The sequence below is a fragment of the Pseudomonas sp. 21LCFQ02 genome (assembly GCF_024129895.2).
GTDB lineage: Bacteria > Pseudomonadota > Gammaproteobacteria > Pseudomonadales > Pseudomonadaceae > Aquipseudomonas.
The window spans coordinates 3,722,204-3,736,940 of the sequence record NZ_CM178749.1 but is presented as its reverse complement, the minus strand read 5'-3'; the positions used below and the strand labels follow the sequence as shown (position 1 = coordinate 3,736,940).

Sequence of the window (14,737 nt, the reverse complement as noted above, 5' to 3'; positions counted from 1 at the left end):
TGCGCATGCGCGCGTGCGCGCGACAACCCTACACACCCAACACAGACCCCGGCAGGCCGCGAAAACAGCGGATGTTCCTTGTGCAGACCAGTCAACACAAACCCTACACAACCCTGCACACCCAACACACTTACAGACGTATTCATGCGGCCACCGCCTTGACGTGATCCCAGTGGTCGACGTTCCAACCCGCAAGCTTCGCAGCAGCTCGCCAAGCGGCCACGCACTGACCTAGATCGGCCGCCCTCATTGATGGGGGCAGGGAAGCCTTTTCGTCATCGGGGAAAAAGAAGACACCGTGTCGCCGCGTGTTGCCATCCGTCCACGGAACACCCCTATCAGTCTTCGGCACATCAGCACTGATGAACTCGGAAAACTTGGTTTGAGTTACTGATCCCTCCTTGCCTCTGCTGCACCACTCCAGGAACAACGCGTACAGGTCGCTGGATAAACATGCACCCCACATGTTCTGCCCAATCTCATCGGTGCGCCAAAGGTGCAGGAATGTTTGCCAAGCGTAGCGACTCAGCGCCACCAGTCGTTGACGCGCAGCGGTCTTAGGTGGCCGGGTCCGCTGATCAAAGTCGTCCAGATCGACCTTCAACAGCCAGCCGTACAGAGCGGCAACGCCATTGCCATCCAGCTCACGCCCGATAGCCTTCTGTCTCTCAACCGACAGTGTTTCAAGGGGCCAAACCACCAGCTGCCGCCGGTCACTGTCGCTGATCGGCCACGGCAGGATCTCGTTCGACAAAAACACTGCATTCATGAAGTTCGACTCTTCCCAGCCGTTCACAAACTTCGACTCCATGCGCACGGTCTTGCCGGTGATCAGATGCTTGATCTTGCCCACCTGGTTGTAACGCTGGTCCCGTGACACGACCTCTTCAAAGACCGCCCACAACTTGCGGCTCTGCCACACGTTGAAGTTACCCTCAAGCTGGGCTTGGCCAACCGTCGCAGCGTACTGCCCATACAGGCGGCCCATGATGTCAGCGAACATCAGGCTTTTACCCGAGCCTTCCATGGTTGAGTGCATTAGCACTGCGGTATCCATCTTCGAGCCAACGTGCTGCAAGGGGTAGGCAAGCCAACGTAACAACCATTGCCAAGGCTCATCCTCATGGTTGCAGAGGGACTTGATCAGCCACAGGATATTTTCGCAGGCTGCCGGGTCGTCTATCGGCTCAAGGGGTAGCCCCTCGAATGTGTTGATGTAGACGGCTGGATCCTTTGTCAGAGTCGGATCAAACACGATGTGATCGACGTCAACGACCCGCCGATCCGGGCTGTTCAGCCACATCTGATAGAAGTCGCCCAAGGCCATCTTCAGCGCGCCTTCAGGGATACGACGCTTCTTCTCCCGGTCCCAGACGTCCTTGGTACCGTCGATATAGACATAGCGATCCGTAGGCGACATACCCAGCGCACCCGCTTTCTTGCCAGCGTTCTTGCGCGCGCGCTCCAGCTCTTTGACCTGGTCATCACCAATCAACTTGCGACTCGGATCGTCTAGCCACGCCTTCGCAGTAGGCTTGCTGATCAACGCCTCGAATGCCGTCTTCTTCATACGGATCGACTTGTCGACGTCCCATACAGACGTGGTGCCTTCGATCAATGCGAACCGCCGCACTACCTGTTCCAGCGGGAACGCCTCCCCCTGCCCCCCGCTTTCAGGCGCGTCGCCGGCAGGGCTCGGTTCGCCGTTGTCGGTTGGGGTCGGGGGAAGCTCACCCAGCGGCGGTGGGTTGGGACTGGAGACCGAGGTGCTGTTCGAGATACCCAGCAACCGCGCAGCCTCTTTCACTGCCCTCGCCTGATCACCGCCATGTTCAAGGATGCAGTACACCTCAAAGGCGTCATTCTTGTGTCCGTTTGCCAGCGGATCCGCTGCGTGGTGCGAGTAGACCCGGCCTTCATCGGTGTCAACCGTGATGCCCGGCAACCCAGTGCCGCTGCCCGGAAACAACCACTTGCTGCCCTTGCGCGTGTAACCGTGCGCACGCAGCAGCTCGGTGACGTTATGGCTGCGGTTGAACTCATCAATCACCGAAGGTTTGTCGCCAGTCGGCTTGACCGGCCGGCGCTTCTTGGCAGGAGGCTCTTTCTGTTTGGGCGCCCAAGGGCATGCGGCCTCAGCGTCGCGCTTGAAGATGTCCCAGTTTGCCCAGATGTTTTGCAGATCGACATTCAGGACCGGCAGGCCGTCTGCATCTGGTGCAGTACGCCAGAAATAGGGCTTGCCTGTACCAGGATGGATCGACGGCGGCAGGACGTCCTGAGACAGGCCGGCGCGCAGCTCAAACACCGTCAGCCGGGCGTATTGCTGCGCCTCGGCGCGATACAGAGCTTCACGCGGACTGTCACCTGCTACTCCTGCCTCACGCGCCTTACGCAGCAGGTCTTTATGCTTCGACCCGTCCGGGTCTTTCTCATTAGGCCACGCAAGCGCATACCTATTCAGCTCAACCCCGTCAGGTACTTGGAACATGATGCGGAAGCGCTCGGGGTTACCGACCACCGTCGGATACACCAAAGCCATAGCATCCAGATCAAGGCCAAGCAGATCGGACAGCACCTGACGTGTCCATCGCACGTCATCGACGTCCAGCGAACAGACCCGGCTGGGTGCGTGTACCACGCCCATGTTGTAGGTTGGATTCTCCTGCCAGAATGTTTCAGCGGCAGCGGCATCCACGAAGTACCCGCCAGGCTGATTCCAGCGCTGGCCCTTCGGCCCCTTCTCACCGGGTGAGATCGGGACCAAGGCCATGTTGAGAGTTTCGATGTAGTAGCGGGCAAAGGAAGAGATTGGAGCGGCCGCGTCGATCATCCACGTCGCTCCCGGAGCGATTGGCAATCAATGCATGTCATGCAGCCCGAGACCGCTGCGCGACGAGCTTCCGGGATGGGGCTTTCGCAATCCTCGCACTCTGTCGCACTTACAGCGGTAGACAGAGCAGGCCTGCGGTGCAGGGCAACGCGGACAAGGTATTCAACCTGATCGTTTGCTTGGTCGACTTCATCAGCCATTGTCGGTGGCCTCCATCGCAGCCTTCGCACCGGCAATGATGCCGAGGACTTCGCGCATAACGTCGTTGCCAGCCTTCTCCAGGGCAGCGACCTCATGCGCCTCCCACACATTGTCAGCAGCACCGGCGTGCATCGTGCCAACGAAGTGACCGGCCCGAGCGAGCATCGCACCGACGGCCTTCAGCGCCTCTTGGGTAGCTGGCACCGGTACAGGTTTGTACCAAACTGCACCCGCTGGCCGCACCAACGCATCAAGTAACAGAGGGTTAGCCGTCTCACGAATGATTTCTTCGAGCTCATCCGGCGTGGGCCAGCGGCGCTCTTCAGTCGGGTGGAGTTTCTTCTGGATAGCATCGGTGTCCATCACGAGCGCGAAAGCCAAAGCGGTAAGCCCGCCCTTGTAGTCGCGGCCCGCGCGGTAAAGCGCTTGCCGCAGGGGGAGAACCGGCCCTGCATCCGGCAACAGGTCTGTACGACTCATACCGTTAATTCCTGGTTAACGGTGTAGCCAAGGAGCAAGGCACGCCCTATCCTTCAGCCACGACCGAAAGTTGTGTTTGCGTGCTAAGTAGGCACGGCGTTTCGTTCGAGCCGACCAGGTAACTTGTGGTGAGAGATCCTGATCGACGGTGCTGACAGCGTTTGTCGCTGTCAATGCCATGCCAGGTGGCCTGCGGAGGTTCCTGGCGTGGCAGCTTCAAGCTGCGTCTGAACTGCGCAAATATGCCCAGTCAATATCCGGGCGAAGTTCCTCGCAAATGACAGCTCGACCAGACTCACGCTCAATATCAACAGCCAATCCTGCGCTGGCCCGGCGATTGCCATAGGCAACCTGACGCAATTGTCCAAATGTGGTCCTGCAACGCTCGGCAAATGCATCAGCAGATGGCTTATCCAAGCCTTTCAAATACTCGTACAGGGTCATGTGCACCTCCTATCGAGCCAGAAGATTAGCAATTGCTAATTTTAATCGCAATAGCAAACCGTAATTTACTGTTTGCTAACAGATGACGATGATTGGGGGATGGATATCAAACAGCTTCGTATCAAGGCGCTCCGCCATTCAATGGGCGACCTAAGCCAAAAAGATTTCGCCAACTTACATGGTTTGGATGCGTCCTATCTGTCCCAGTTACTGAACGGACACCGCAATCTTGGTGAGAAGGCTGCGGCTTCACTCGAAGTGAAGATCGGCCTTCCCTCAGGGAGTCTGGTCACTCCGAGTTCCGAGAGCGAACGCGAGCAAAACCGTGAGCCTGTGCCCAAACCACTGCTCGACAAGCGACAGCTGATGGAAACACTAGGGTTCATCACAATCCCGCACCTGAACGTCGCTGCCTCAATGGGCCATGGCAGCATCCCTGAACATCAGGTAGAGGTGATTCGTGACATCACCGTCCACTATGACTGGCTGAAAACCCAAGGCTTGGCCTTCACCAACCTTGATAATCTGGCAATTATCACCGGTGACGGCGATAGCATGGAGGGCACCTTCCGCAATGGCGACTCTCTTCTAGTCGACCGCGGTATCACCACGATAAAGACTGATGCGATATACGTCTTCACACTGGACGGAGAGCTATTCATCAAAAGGCTCCAGCGGATGACCCGAGGATCATTGCTGATGATCTCCGATAATCCAGCGTATAAGCCGATTACGTTGGAAGGTGCGGACTTGGAAAAGGTACACATCCAAGCGCGAGTACTGCTCGTATGGAACGCCAGAAAGCTTTGAACTGACTGACTCCCACCTATTAATCTCTAAGCCTCACTCTTCAGAACCGATGGATTCGCAAACCCTCATGCCCTGGACGCGAAAGCAAGAGGCCGTCCTGTCTTACAAGACGAGCCTTTCATGCCTAGCTCAGCCTTTAGTCGATGCGAGCTGAGCGGCCTGAATGCACTCCGTGGCGGCTGCAATGTACTTCTGGTGGTATTCAACAAACTGTGCAGAGTTGTTGCCGACCAACCCCTGCCAAGAAAAGGCCGCATCCGTCGAGGCATCACCACAGCTTTTGAATCGGGCAAACATCACACGATAGCGTGAGCCCTCATCCTGAAGCTTGTTCAAAGCAATTGCCTGGTTACGGATCGCCTTTCCATCCATGGCTCCCGACTTCGCCTGTGCGTGTCCTTGGTCGACAGTTTTACTTAAGCGCTGCATAAACTGCATTGCCTGATCTGGAGTGATCTTTGCCGCAGCCTCTTGGGCTTCCACGTACTTGCGGCCACGTTCAGCCGCCTCGGCACTCTCGGGCGCATCAGGCGCTAGGTCGATGACTTCGAGCTTTTTTTCGGCATGAGCGTTCAGAGCTAATCCAAGGCAAAAAAGCGCAGCAAACGTCCGTTTCATTGGTATTCCCTGTCTGAATGATGCCCCAATGATATCACGCAGTAGCTACTCCACTCATGTGCCTGGATTAGCAAGAATTTCCATGTGGCTATCTTGCCATTCGTCGGACTCTTAATTACTGTATATAAATACAGTATAAAGGGAGTACCCCATGGCCAAGCCCCAATCACAGACACAGAGATTGCCGAGTTCCATCGAACTGCTCGGAGCTCGACTTCAGAAAGTCATCAATTCACCGAGTGCCCAGAAGAACCGCTGTGCAGTTCTTTACAAGGCCCCTGAAGAGATGCAAGAGGATTGGGACCAAATCATTGACGCGATCAATGATACAGATGGGGTGCATGTGGTTTTTCAGGATGATGGCGGCGCCAAGGTCCATTGGGAGGTACCTCAGAAAGATTGACGCAGCAAATTAGCAAACGCTATTGCGCATAAATTTAGCTTTTGCTAATTTTGCATCACATCTCTCACCAAGAGTACTTGTGATGCAAACAACAAAGCCCCACAGCCGCTGCCCGGTGTACCTACACCCGGCAGCAGCCAACCCCCTCACCATCGCAGCGATCCAGGCCAGCACCGGCCTGGTCGTTCTCGTCAGCCCCAAGCGCCGTGCCGCACTTGCTGCACCAGCCCCAACTGGTCCATGGGGAGGTGACGCAGCATGAAACCGATCCTCATCGGCCTCACCGGTTTTGCCCGCTCCGGCAAATCCACCGCAGCCAGCCACCTGGCCACCGAACACAGCTTCGAAACCTACGCCTTCATGACACCGCTCAAGGAAGGCATCGCAGCGATGTTCAACCTGAGCATCGAAGACATCGAAGGCCCCGGCAAAGAACAGCCTATCGACTGGCTCGGGCGCTCCCCCCGCCAACTGATGCAACTCCTCGGAACTGAGTGGGGCCGCGACATGATCAGCGCCTCAATCTGGCTCGACCTTGCCGAACAGAACCTCGGCAACCTGGCCGAGCTGTACCCCGAGGCACCTGGTTTCGTGATCAGTGACGTGCGATTCGAGAACGAAGCCGACTTCGTTCGCCAGCGTGGCGGGCTGATCATTCACGTCCAGCGCCCCGACGCCGCAGCGGTCAACCCGCACGTCAGCGAGCTGGGAGTTGCCGTGCAGCCCTGTGACGTCGTGATCAACAACGATGCGGACTTTGCCGATCTGTTCGCGCAGTTGGATAGCGTCCTCAGCGCCCTGCGCAATCAAGCACAGCACGCAGCCTGAGGCCATCCATGAATCGAAACCTCGACGCAACCGCAGCGGTGCTGGGCATCAAGCCCCGCACCCTGCGTCAGGAACTCCGCAAACGCGGGATCTTGACCCAAACCGGCGATCTGGCAGCCCGACACATTGGTCAAGGGCACCTGTTCGCCGATCCCCGCAGCCGCTGGAATCCTGCCATCCGCACCTACACCCATTACTCGGTCGTCATGGTCACCGAGGCCGGAGTCAAGTGGCTGGCAAAGCAACTGGGCATCACGATCACAGACACATCCAAGGACGGTGCAGCATGACTCAACAGACCGTAATCACTCATGCCATCGGCGCGCTCAAGCTTGTACCGATGCATCTGAACCACCCGACCATCGTCAGCCGTTCAACTGTGATCGGCGCCACCAGCGAAGCACTGGCAATGCTCGAAGGCTTGCCAGCCGTCACCAGCGAGCTGGCCGAGGTATTCCGCTTGGTCGATGCCGCCGTGCATGAAGGGCAAACCGCTTACGTGACCCCGACGAAAAGCCCTGAGCATCCATACGGCGCAGTCGTCGCTGATGGCAAAGGCCGCTTGGTCGCCACTGCGGTAGGCAAGTCGGCAGCAGGGCTGGCCGAACTGATACGAATGCAGTTGGCCAGGCCCAACCCGGCGGGGGCCGGGGAGGATCTTCAGTGAGCGAGACGCTTGAACTGTTGCGCAAAGAGTTCGCGACCCCCTGCCCAACACTGAGCGCAGTACGGGAGCGCTATTTCTCGCACCTTGGCAACAACCGCGCACTGCTACAGCGGATCAATCGCGGACAGATCCACCTCAAGGTCACCCGCACCGGCGGTAGCCGCCAAGGACTACCAGTGGTGTACCTCAACGACCTGGCCACGTACCTCGACAGCATCGGAAAAGCAGCCTAATCACCGCCGCCGGGCACAACACCGGCGGCCACACAGAGAATCAACGTATGCAAAACGAAATCGTCATCACGCTCAGCCTCTATGCACTGGGTGCCGCTCTGCTCACCTACTTCCTGTATCGCGCAATCACGACAGCCCACCGTCGCGGCTACGCAGCCGGGAGCAACGCAGCCGCTTTCGATCATGACATGGCGATGATTGACCAAACTGCCGCGACTCGCTCCGCAAACCAGCGCCTGGATACCTTGAGTCAAGAACTGGAGCAGATGAGCGCTCAAGCATCGCAACAGCTGGACGCTACCAATGCAGCGTGGAAGCGCCTGGACCTTATGAGCCAGGAGATGGAGCAGCAGAAGGCACAGGCAACGCAGCAACTCGATACTGCAAACGCCGTGATCGACGAGTTGAAGGCCGAAAAAGCCCAGATCGTCGCCGTCACACCTCAGGAGATCGGTGTACTGATCCAGGCCGCCAACATCATCGAGCTGGCACACAGAACCTGGGCGCCACTGAAAGGCGTTGAACCGACAGCCCGCAAGGCCAGCAACGTGCACCAGAAGCTGACCGATCTGAACACGCGCCTGTCCGAGCGCGCCCAGGCCACAGTAAAGGAGCAGGCGGCATGACGACTCACAACATCGTGAGCGTCAGCGGCGGAAAAGACAGCACCGCCACCTTGCTGCTCGCACTGGCTCTCGAAACCGAAAACCTACAGGCCGTCTTCGCTGACACGGGCAACGAACATGAACTGACAATCGAATACCTCGACTACCTGGAACAGGCCACAGGGGTAAGCATCACCCGCGTCCAAGCCGACTTCACCACGCGGATCGCCGGAAAACGGCGATTCATTGAGACCAAGTGGCGCGAGCAAGGGGTGGATGAGTTCGTCGTCCTCGCCGCGCTTGAGGTGCTGCAACCGACCGGCAATCCCTTCCTCGATCTATGCATCTGGAAAGGCCGCTTTCCCAGCCGGCGCGCCCAGTTCTGCACCATGGAATTGAAGCGCGACCCGATGCTGGAACAGGTTGTGCTGCCGCTCATGGGCCCAGAGACAATGATCATGAGTTGGCAAGGCGTCCGGGCTGATGAATCGATTGTTCGTCGCTACCTCCCCGAGTGTGACGAAGCAGGAGGCGGCCTGTTCAATTATCGCCCGATCATCAAGTGGGACGTCCCGACAGTCTTTGAGGCCCACACATACATGGGAATCAAACCCAACCCTCTTTACTCGCAAGGCATGAGCCGAGTCGGCTGCATGCCATGCATCAACTGCAACAAGGCCGAACTGCGGGCGATTGCCCTGCGCTTCCCGGAAGTCATTGAGCGTATTGAGCGGTGGGAACGAATCGTACAGCAAGCCAGCAAACGTGGTGCAGCGACCTTCTTTGCGGGAGCAAGTACCAAGCACCCCAAGGGGCCGATTACTGAGATGACCGCCCTCGAGGTCATGGAAGTTGCGAGCATCCGCCAGGCCGTCGAATGGTCGAAGACTGCCCGAGGGGGCATCCAGTATGACCTGCTGATCGCAACCGACGCTACGGCCTGCAGCTCGGCCTACGGCCTGTGCGACGAAGGCGAATTAACGTTGACCCTGGAGGCCGCATGAACACGCACGAAACACTGCACGCGGATTACATCGAGTCGGCATACCGGGGCGATATCGTTCGAGTAGCCATCGCGGACGTCAGCTACTTCAAGGCAGATAGCAAGTACGTGGTCGCTTACCACGACGGTGGTGAGCTTATGCTCAACTCCCCCACCACAGCGCTGGAGGATGCCTACGGCCACAGGTTTGTGCGGGCCCACAGAAACACCTTGATCGCCCGAGACCGCCTGCTCAGCTTTCAAGGCGAGAAGGCGCGCATCAGAGAACCTGCGACTGTGCGACTGGATGGAGTGACTGACCCGATTGTCGTCTCACGCAGCAACGTCGCGGTGGTCCGCGCAGCAGTAGCCCAAACCATCAATCAGCACCTGGCCGGAGAGGCAGCATGAACACATTGTTTCTTCTGATGGCTCACTACGAAGGCCAAGCGGTCATTCCCCTCGACCGCGTGTGCGCTGATTATATGCACCTGACTGTGGAAAAATTCAAACGCAAAAGGTTGGACGGGGAAATCGATATTCCTGTCGTACGCCTGGGTGCTGACAGCCAGAAGGCCGCGCTTGGCATCCACCTGAAAGACCTAGCCGACTACATCGACCGACAGCGAGAGAAGGCAGCAAAAGAGCAGAACAAATTGATGGGAAGAGCTGCTTAACTCCGAACCCGCCACACTAGAAGGCGGGTTTTTCATGCGGCAAAAGTTCAAGTGAAAAACAGCACCTGGCCACCTATTTGTGCTCAAGCTTAGCAAGTGACGCATTTATTTTAACCAAAATAGTTTCACCCTCGACCGACTGAAGCCGGCCAAAAACAGCCTTCAAACTCTCACAGATACGGGAGCGGCTCAAGTGCTTGCCGATTGAACGATCATATATTCGTCGCCGAAAAGAGCCTTTCTCTTATTGTATTTCATGTCATCGCCCTAACGTCACATTCCAATTAATAGGGCGACATACAAACCTTCACTTTATAAGCTCCTCCAAAATCTCAGGAATTTCATCATAGCCTTCGTACCAGAGAATGGTGACGCCTAGCTCTCTCATCAATGACTCATTAAGTGCATGGTGCGTATCTAAAAATTTCTCTGCACCATCGATATTCCGTATTGCGGCTTTTTTACCTGATTCAGTAATGTCATAACAAAAATCATCGATAGAAAGGCGCTTCATAAATGCGAAATGCTTTTTTTGCTCAAGACTACGTGCCGATATATCCATAAGCCGCCTTAGGTTAGGATCGGTCATAGATAAGCCGATCATTAGACAGCTATTCTCTCTCAAGCAGTTAAGCTGTACTAAATTCGACCAGTGATAAGCGTTTGTATATATATGATGGTATCCTTCCTCTGAGAAGACTAGCGTAGAATTTTCTAGCGCGCTATATTTTGAGCGATCTTCAGGAAGGAACCCGTGTACATGATATACAGGCAGTTCATCCGGGTCGTAAATCTCCGTTTCTGTGTAGACGCTACGATGCGCAATACCAGTTTTGGCAAGCTGCTTTTCTAACAAATCGTCAAAATTATAGTTAACAACGGAGCGTACCCGAGCCCCAGTCCGCCGAGGCATGCAGGTCGCTGCAATTGCTTTAAGTAATCGAGAGTCTGTAGAGAGATCTTTGCTTCGCAACTCATATAAGCTTTTAGTTATCGCATCCACAAAACTGTGCGTCTCCGCAGAATTTCCGGCCAAACCTTTTCTAAGATATCTCGCCCCCATTAGCGCAGAAGATTCCGAAACTTTATTTAAGCGACTTACCAACTCACTTATATCCGAGCCATCGATTGCTTTATCCTTGTCAAACTCCCGAGTCAGGTAGGCTACGAAAAGCGAGTTAAGAAGATTATCCCAACTAGGCATCCCTGCACTACTAGAAACCCCTGCACCAAGAAATAGCGTAAACTGACCTCGATTATAACTCTCTTTCAATTTCGCTAAAATCCCCGCCCTTTCAGCATTCCAGCTTGACGCTTTCTTAGTAACTGTAGCTTCTATACGAAGTGAAAAAAGGTTATTAACTATTTCAGTGGTTTTCGCCCTGTGCTGACTTACAATCTTATTTATATCCTCAGGACCCCAATACGTTATTCCGACATAATAATCAGCACTGACTTGAAACCCTGCCGGCATTATGGACCTAAATTCTTTCGATAAAGGCTTTGCACTTATAAATATTAAGTTTTTTGGTCTCGCTTCAGAGTAATTAATTTTATTGTAGTCTATAAAGCGAGATATTTGGGCATCAATAAACTTTTTTCTGCTGCTTTCTAAATTTAGCTTAATCTCGAAGACTACTGGCCCTTCAAAGCCATCAATGCCTTCGGGAGCCAACGCATCACCAAGATGATCTTGCCATTCAGTGATTAGCAGAGGTTTTTTTTGAAGTGCCAAGTGGTGTTTTAATAGATTAATAATGAAAGTTTCAAAAGCAAAATAACTGTTTGACCCACCTTCATCTATCTTCGCTACAATATCGTCAATGATCATTTGAGGCTCTTCCGACGCTGAAGGCAAAACGGTATCACAATCGGAGTCAACGGACATCACGAACTGCTCTTCGTATACACCAGTAGGAGTTACCTATCGACTGGACCGGCCAGTTTGCTTGGACTCCGGGCAGTCGGTGATCGGAAGCAGTTGCTAACGACTACTTTTGTCCGATCGTGCTGAAAAAGCCAGCCCGGCCTGAGCACCGATGCACTGAGCGGTGAAAGCGCACTTTTTCCACGCTGCTACGTGAAATCTGAGCCCTGAACCTTCTGCGCAGAACACAGATTTCAATCTCAAATGCTTACTTTTCTGCCATGGAAACCGAAACCAACTTTTCCAACAGAATCGGCCGATTGCAGCCGACGGCATCAGGGCCGCATCGCGCCGATCTCTGGGCTGATCCCGTCCGATGCAAGCGCTTTACCAGGTCAAATACAAGCCAATGATCAGGGTAATGCAGTCTCACGCCTTACGAATGTTTGGTTAAAAGTTGGTACATTCGCAAGGTAAAAACAGATTAATCCTAACAAATACGGCGCTCATAACACATAATCTAACCGATCCATCATCGGCGCCACGGAGAAGCGGCGGGAGGGTTCGGGCTTGGTGGGTTTGAGAGAAGCGGCGGTATCGGGCTGGATAGTCACGGTTGCAGTTCGGCACGTCAGAAAGCGAGATCAGGCGACGTAAACGACACCTGACGAAAGGCGCATAGTTTAACAGGAAGTCGCAGAGCACATGAGACTCTACCTCACCACCGCTCAGCGCCGCCCCTCTGCCAGCATCCGCACCGCCAGGCCGGCCAGAACCGTGCCCATCAGCCAACGTTGCAGCACCTGCCATAGCGGACGCTCACCAAGAAAGAGCACGATGGCGCCAGCCATGACCACGATCAGCGCGTTGATGCTGACTATGATCTGGATGATGCCCAGGATCAACGATTGCGCCAGCACACTGCCATGGCCTTCCGGCGCGATGAACTGCGGCAATAGCGACAGGTACATTACGGCAATCTTGGGATTGAGCAGGCTGGTGATGAACCCCATCATGAACAGCTTGCGCGGGCTGTCTTTAGGCAGGTCACGGACCTGAAACGGTGAGCGGCCGCCGGGCTTGACCGACTGCCAGACCAGGTACAACAGATACAGGGCACCCGCCAGGCGCAAAGCGTCGTAGGCATAAGGCACCGCCATGACCAGTGCGGTGATCCCCTGCGCGGCGCAGAACATATAGACCATGTTCGGACCGGGCGTCAGCACCATCACCAGACAAATGAGCGCAAAGGCAAACAGACTGGCGAGTTCGGGGATAGGGCTGCTCCTGCACATGAAGATGGGTCGTCAGAAGTGCCACTATAGCGCCAGTCGGGTGCGTGATCGATTGCTTTGGCCATTACAGCCAGCAGATGCTTTTTTGGGCACACGTATGCGCGGAGGCGCACGTGCGGTGTTGCTCAGTTGAATATGGGACATTCATTGATCTCCAGATAACAGACGACTGGATCAGGTCATCGAAGCTGGCGAAGGACAGCTCCACCGCGATATCGCCGGCCACGCTGTAGGTACCGCCACGGCTGGGCGGACGCTGGCGGGACTGGTTCATTTCGGCGGTGTCGATCTGGTTGATGTTCGGGGTCAGCCCGGAACTGACGAAGCGGATCGGCTTCCAGGCCGGATTGGCCGCAATCGCGCCGCTCACTTCTTCGATGTAGTAGGTCTCGACGGCGGAGCCGTTGGCCATTTTGCTCATGTTTCACTCTCCATATAACGAAAAAACCCGCTCGAAGGCGGGTACGGGTGGGTGTTACAGATGAAAGGGGTGTGTTGGCTTAGCGGTTACCGCCGCCGAACTTCTGACGAATCAGTGCCCACAGGTCAGCAGCCTTGATCGCCCGGTGGATGGCGGCCATGGCTGCGCCGCCGAAGCTGCCAAGCAAAAAGCCGACGCCGGCAACGTTGTTTGGCTCGGTTACGCCCAGATAGTCGCTGAGCATGCCGGTGAGATACAGCGCGCAGGCCACGCCGGTTACCAGAAAGATGACCCAGGCGCGCAGGCTGGTCAGGTCGTCCTTGTGCCACCAACTAGCGACCACGGCGCCGATCAGCCCGGCCAACGCCCATTCGGCCTTGTCGAACAGGCGATGAAGAAACTCCATCTCCGGACCTCCAGTTCAGATATGTCAATGAAATGGGCAACGGGTTGCCCGGTCGAACCTGCAGACGCAAAAAACCCGGCTCGATGGCCGGGTTCTGGTGATTTGCACAACCGGGTTGTCGGTCGCAGTGATCACATGATGGAGAAAACAATATTGCTTTGTTGCAAACAAATCAAGCTGTTTTTGAAAATAAAATGCCCTCATGCAATAAAACAGTTTCTGCCTGTGCCAGAGCCTCACCCACCCACTGATCCAGTGTGGCTTCCACAGATTTTTTCCAACGCCAGTAGGTGGTGCGGCTCAAACCTTGGGTATCCCAGGTGGTGATGTCGTAGAACCCGTCCGGCAAGACAATGATGTCAGTGGAACGCCGCACACCTTGAGAGCCGGCCTTGAGCCCCTTGAGCGGCGGAATCGCCCAGGCTGTTACCGCCTTGTAGACAAACAGCCGTGGCGCTGCGCAGTTGACTTGAGCGATCAACGCGCTGATGGCTTCGACCTTGCGGGCCTTGTGCGTGCCATACCGGGCTTGCAGCACCCGCCAATGGCAAGGCGCCAACTGGGCCTGCAGACGCGCATGCATCCAGCACCCCACCTGCGCAGGATCGATACCGGCAAAGCGCTCACCGCCCAGCACGCAGGCATCGGCCTGCCCGGTGGCGTCGGCGTTGTACAGTTTTTGCCACGCCTGCTTGCTGGTGTTATCCCGGGTCTCGGCGGCCAGGGCGGCACTGACGGCGCTCAATACGCTGCTGTAGTTCATGTGATGTCCCCAATCGAAAGTCGTATCTGATTGCAATGCAAGGCTGCTCCTTGGCTTAAGCCCTTTTCGACCGGGGCTGAGCAATCAGCAGAATTGCAAAATCCACATGCAATTAATCACTTTTCGTGAATTCAATCAATCACGATATGTGATTTTATTAAATGCAGATCACTTCCCGAGACCATCAGTGGCTACAAGCACGTG

At 55.5% G+C, this 14,737-nt stretch carries 20 protein-coding genes; 10 read left to right on the top strand and 10 right to left on the bottom strand.

The annotated features are described in order from the left end of the window. Positions 1 to 142: 142 nt before the first annotated feature. From NJC40_RS16850 to NJC40_RS16835, 4 genes are all read right to left on the bottom strand, one after another. Complete coding sequence (locus tag NJC40_RS16850) at positions 143 to 2,833, bottom strand: DUF5906 domain-containing protein (RefSeq protein ID WP_253140372.1); 2,691 nt, start codon at positions 2,831 to 2,833, stop codon at positions 143 to 145. Then, positions 2,830 to 3,033 carry a TraR/DksA C4-type zinc finger protein gene (locus NJC40_RS16845; RefSeq protein ID WP_253140371.1) on the bottom strand — a complete coding sequence of 68 codons (204 nt, stop codon included), beginning with the start codon at positions 3,031 to 3,033 and terminating at the stop codon, positions 2,830 to 2,832. The genes NJC40_RS16850 and NJC40_RS16845 overlap by 4 nt, the downstream gene beginning before the upstream one ends. Then, the gene (locus NJC40_RS16840) at positions 3,026 to 3,514 is read right to left on the bottom strand and encodes a phage regulatory CII family protein (protein ID WP_253140370.1); all 489 of its coding nucleotides are present in this window, start codon (positions 3,512 to 3,514) and stop codon (positions 3,026 to 3,028) included. Before NJC40_RS16840 ends, NJC40_RS16845 begins: the two co-directional genes overlap by 8 nt. Before the next feature lie 216 nt (positions 3,515 to 3,730). Then, entirely contained in the window at positions 3,731 to 3,958 is a 228-nt protein-coding gene (locus NJC40_RS16835) for a transcriptional regulator (protein ID WP_253140369.1), read from the bottom strand. Positions 3,959 to 4,057: 99 nt separating this feature from the next. Here NJC40_RS16835 and NJC40_RS16830 point away from each other — a divergent pair, with 99 nt between their 5' ends. Beyond that, entirely contained in the window at positions 4,058 to 4,768 is a 711-nt protein-coding gene (locus NJC40_RS16830) for an XRE family transcriptional regulator (RefSeq protein WP_253140368.1), read from the top strand. A gap of 129 nt (positions 4,769 to 4,897) precedes the next feature. Here NJC40_RS16830 and NJC40_RS16825 read toward each other — a convergent pair whose 3' ends face one another. Further along, positions 4,898 to 5,386 (bottom strand): hypothetical protein, encoded by a 489-nt coding sequence (locus NJC40_RS16825; RefSeq protein ID WP_253140367.1) that lies wholly within the window; start codon positions 5,384 to 5,386, stop codon positions 4,898 to 4,900. A 151-nt stretch (positions 5,387 to 5,537) separates the two neighbouring features. On the opposite strand from NJC40_RS16825, the gene NJC40_RS16820 reads away from it, so the two are divergent. The 9 genes from NJC40_RS16820 to NJC40_RS16780 all read left to right on the top strand — a co-directional run bounded on the left by NJC40_RS16820 (position 5,538) and on the right by NJC40_RS16780 (position 9,781). Continuing rightward, on the top strand, positions 5,538 to 5,789 hold the full coding sequence (locus tag NJC40_RS16820) for a DUF1654 domain-containing protein (RefSeq protein WP_253140366.1): 252 nt from the start codon (positions 5,538 to 5,540) through the stop codon (positions 5,787 to 5,789). Between the two features lie 258 nt (positions 5,790 to 6,047). Continuing rightward, positions 6,048 to 6,617, top strand: coding sequence for a deoxynucleotide monophosphate kinase family protein (locus tag NJC40_RS16815; protein WP_253140365.1), 570 nt, complete (start codon positions 6,048 to 6,050; stop codon positions 6,615 to 6,617). 8 nt (positions 6,618 to 6,625) lie between these two features. Further along, on the top strand, positions 6,626 to 6,907 hold the full coding sequence (locus NJC40_RS16810; RefSeq protein ID WP_253140364.1) for a phage antirepressor KilAC domain-containing protein: 282 nt from the start codon (positions 6,626 to 6,628) through the stop codon (positions 6,905 to 6,907). Beyond that, positions 6,904 to 7,284 (top strand): hypothetical protein, encoded by a 381-nt coding sequence (locus tag NJC40_RS16805; protein WP_253140363.1) that lies wholly within the window; start codon positions 6,904 to 6,906, stop codon positions 7,282 to 7,284. The genes NJC40_RS16810 and NJC40_RS16805 overlap by 4 nt, the downstream gene beginning before the upstream one ends. Beyond that, entirely contained in the window at positions 7,281 to 7,517 is a 237-nt protein-coding gene (locus tag NJC40_RS16800; protein ID WP_253140362.1) for a pyocin activator PrtN family protein, read from the top strand. Before NJC40_RS16805 ends, NJC40_RS16800 begins: the two co-directional genes overlap by 4 nt. A gap of 47 nt (positions 7,518 to 7,564) precedes the next feature. Then, positions 7,565 to 8,143, top strand: coding sequence for a hypothetical protein (locus NJC40_RS16795; protein WP_253140361.1), 579 nt, complete (start codon positions 7,565 to 7,567; stop codon positions 8,141 to 8,143). Then, a complete protein-coding gene (locus tag NJC40_RS16790) occupies positions 8,140 to 9,126 on the top strand; it encodes a phosphoadenosine phosphosulfate reductase domain-containing protein (RefSeq protein ID WP_253140360.1) in 987 nt (328 codons plus the stop codon). Before NJC40_RS16795 ends, NJC40_RS16790 begins: the two co-directional genes overlap by 4 nt. Beyond that, positions 9,123 to 9,515, top strand: a complete 393-nt coding sequence (locus NJC40_RS16785) for a LytTR family DNA-binding domain-containing protein (protein ID WP_253140359.1) — start codon at positions 9,123 to 9,125, stop codon at positions 9,513 to 9,515. The genes NJC40_RS16790 and NJC40_RS16785 overlap by 4 nt, the downstream gene beginning before the upstream one ends. Continuing rightward, positions 9,512 to 9,781, top strand: a complete 270-nt coding sequence (locus NJC40_RS16780) for a pyocin activator PrtN family protein (RefSeq protein ID WP_253140358.1) — start codon at positions 9,512 to 9,514, stop codon at positions 9,779 to 9,781. The genes NJC40_RS16785 and NJC40_RS16780 overlap by 4 nt, the downstream gene beginning before the upstream one ends. Before the next feature lie 307 nt (positions 9,782 to 10,088). On the opposite strand, the gene NJC40_RS16775 is transcribed toward NJC40_RS16780, so the two are convergent. The 5 genes from NJC40_RS16775 to NJC40_RS16755 all read right to left on the bottom strand — a co-directional run bounded on the left by NJC40_RS16775 (position 10,089) and on the right by NJC40_RS16755 (position 14,533). Continuing rightward, entirely contained in the window at positions 10,089 to 11,612 is a 1,524-nt protein-coding gene (locus NJC40_RS16775; RefSeq protein WP_253140357.1) for an SIR2 family protein, read from the bottom strand. A gap of 764 nt (positions 11,613 to 12,376) precedes the next feature. After that, entirely contained in the window at positions 12,377 to 12,925 is a 549-nt protein-coding gene (locus NJC40_RS16770) for a LysE family translocator (RefSeq protein WP_253140511.1), read from the bottom strand. Positions 12,926 to 13,007: 82 nt separating this feature from the next. Further along, on the bottom strand, positions 13,008 to 13,364 hold the full coding sequence (locus NJC40_RS16765) for a phage tail tube protein (RefSeq protein WP_253140356.1): 357 nt from the start codon (positions 13,362 to 13,364) through the stop codon (positions 13,008 to 13,010). A 79-nt stretch (positions 13,365 to 13,443) separates the two neighbouring features. Next, positions 13,444 to 13,770, bottom strand: coding sequence for an MFS transporter (locus tag NJC40_RS16760; RefSeq protein ID WP_253140355.1), 327 nt, complete (start codon positions 13,768 to 13,770; stop codon positions 13,444 to 13,446). A gap of 172 nt (positions 13,771 to 13,942) precedes the next feature. Then, positions 13,943 to 14,533: a hypothetical protein gene (locus NJC40_RS16755; protein ID WP_253140354.1), complete on the bottom strand. Its 591-nt coding sequence runs from the start codon at positions 14,531 to 14,533 to the stop codon at positions 13,943 to 13,945. Between the last annotated feature and the right edge of the window lie 204 nt (positions 14,534 to 14,737).

Coding starts and splice junctions, on each gene's coding strand:
- NJC40_RS16850 (WP_253140372.1), bottom strand. CDS start 2,833: ATGATCGACGCGGCCGCTCCAATCTCTTCCTTTGCCCGCTACTACATC.
- NJC40_RS16845 (WP_253140371.1), bottom strand. CDS start 3,033: ATGGCTGATGAAGTCGACCAAGCAAACGATCAGGTTGAATACCTTGTC.
- NJC40_RS16840 (WP_253140370.1), bottom strand. CDS start 3,514: ATGAGTCGTACAGACCTGTTGCCGGATGCAGGGCCGGTTCTCCCCCTG.
- NJC40_RS16835 (WP_253140369.1), bottom strand. CDS start 3,958: ATGACCCTGTACGAGTATTTGAAAGGCTTGGATAAGCCATCTGCTGAT.
- NJC40_RS16830 (WP_253140368.1), top strand. CDS start 4,058: ATGGATATCAAACAGCTTCGTATCAAGGCGCTCCGCCATTCAATGGGC.
- NJC40_RS16825 (WP_253140367.1), bottom strand. CDS start 5,386: ATGAAACGGACGTTTGCTGCGCTTTTTTGCCTTGGATTAGCTCTGAAC.
- NJC40_RS16820 (WP_253140366.1), top strand. CDS start 5,538: ATGGCCAAGCCCCAATCACAGACACAGAGATTGCCGAGTTCCATCGAA.
- NJC40_RS16815 (WP_253140365.1), top strand. CDS start 6,048: ATGAAACCGATCCTCATCGGCCTCACCGGTTTTGCCCGCTCCGGCAAA.
- NJC40_RS16810 (WP_253140364.1), top strand. CDS start 6,626: ATGAATCGAAACCTCGACGCAACCGCAGCGGTGCTGGGCATCAAGCCC.
- NJC40_RS16805 (WP_253140363.1), top strand. CDS start 6,904: ATGACTCAACAGACCGTAATCACTCATGCCATCGGCGCGCTCAAGCTT.
- NJC40_RS16795 (WP_253140361.1), top strand. CDS start 7,565: ATGCAAAACGAAATCGTCATCACGCTCAGCCTCTATGCACTGGGTGCC.
- NJC40_RS16790 (WP_253140360.1), top strand. CDS start 8,140: ATGACGACTCACAACATCGTGAGCGTCAGCGGCGGAAAAGACAGCACC.
- NJC40_RS16785 (WP_253140359.1), top strand. CDS start 9,123: ATGAACACGCACGAAACACTGCACGCGGATTACATCGAGTCGGCATAC.
- NJC40_RS16780 (WP_253140358.1), top strand. CDS start 9,512: ATGAACACATTGTTTCTTCTGATGGCTCACTACGAAGGCCAAGCGGTC.
- NJC40_RS16775 (WP_253140357.1), bottom strand. CDS start 11,612: ATGATCATTGACGATATTGTAGCGAAGATAGATGAAGGTGGGTCAAAC.
- NJC40_RS16765 (WP_253140356.1), bottom strand. CDS start 13,364: ATGAGCAAAATGGCCAACGGCTCCGCCGTCGAGACCTACTACATCGAA.
- NJC40_RS16760 (WP_253140355.1), bottom strand. CDS start 13,770: ATGGAGTTTCTTCATCGCCTGTTCGACAAGGCCGAATGGGCGTTGGCC.
- NJC40_RS16755 (WP_253140354.1), bottom strand. CDS start 14,533: ATGAACTACAGCAGCGTATTGAGCGCCGTCAGTGCCGCCCTGGCCGCC.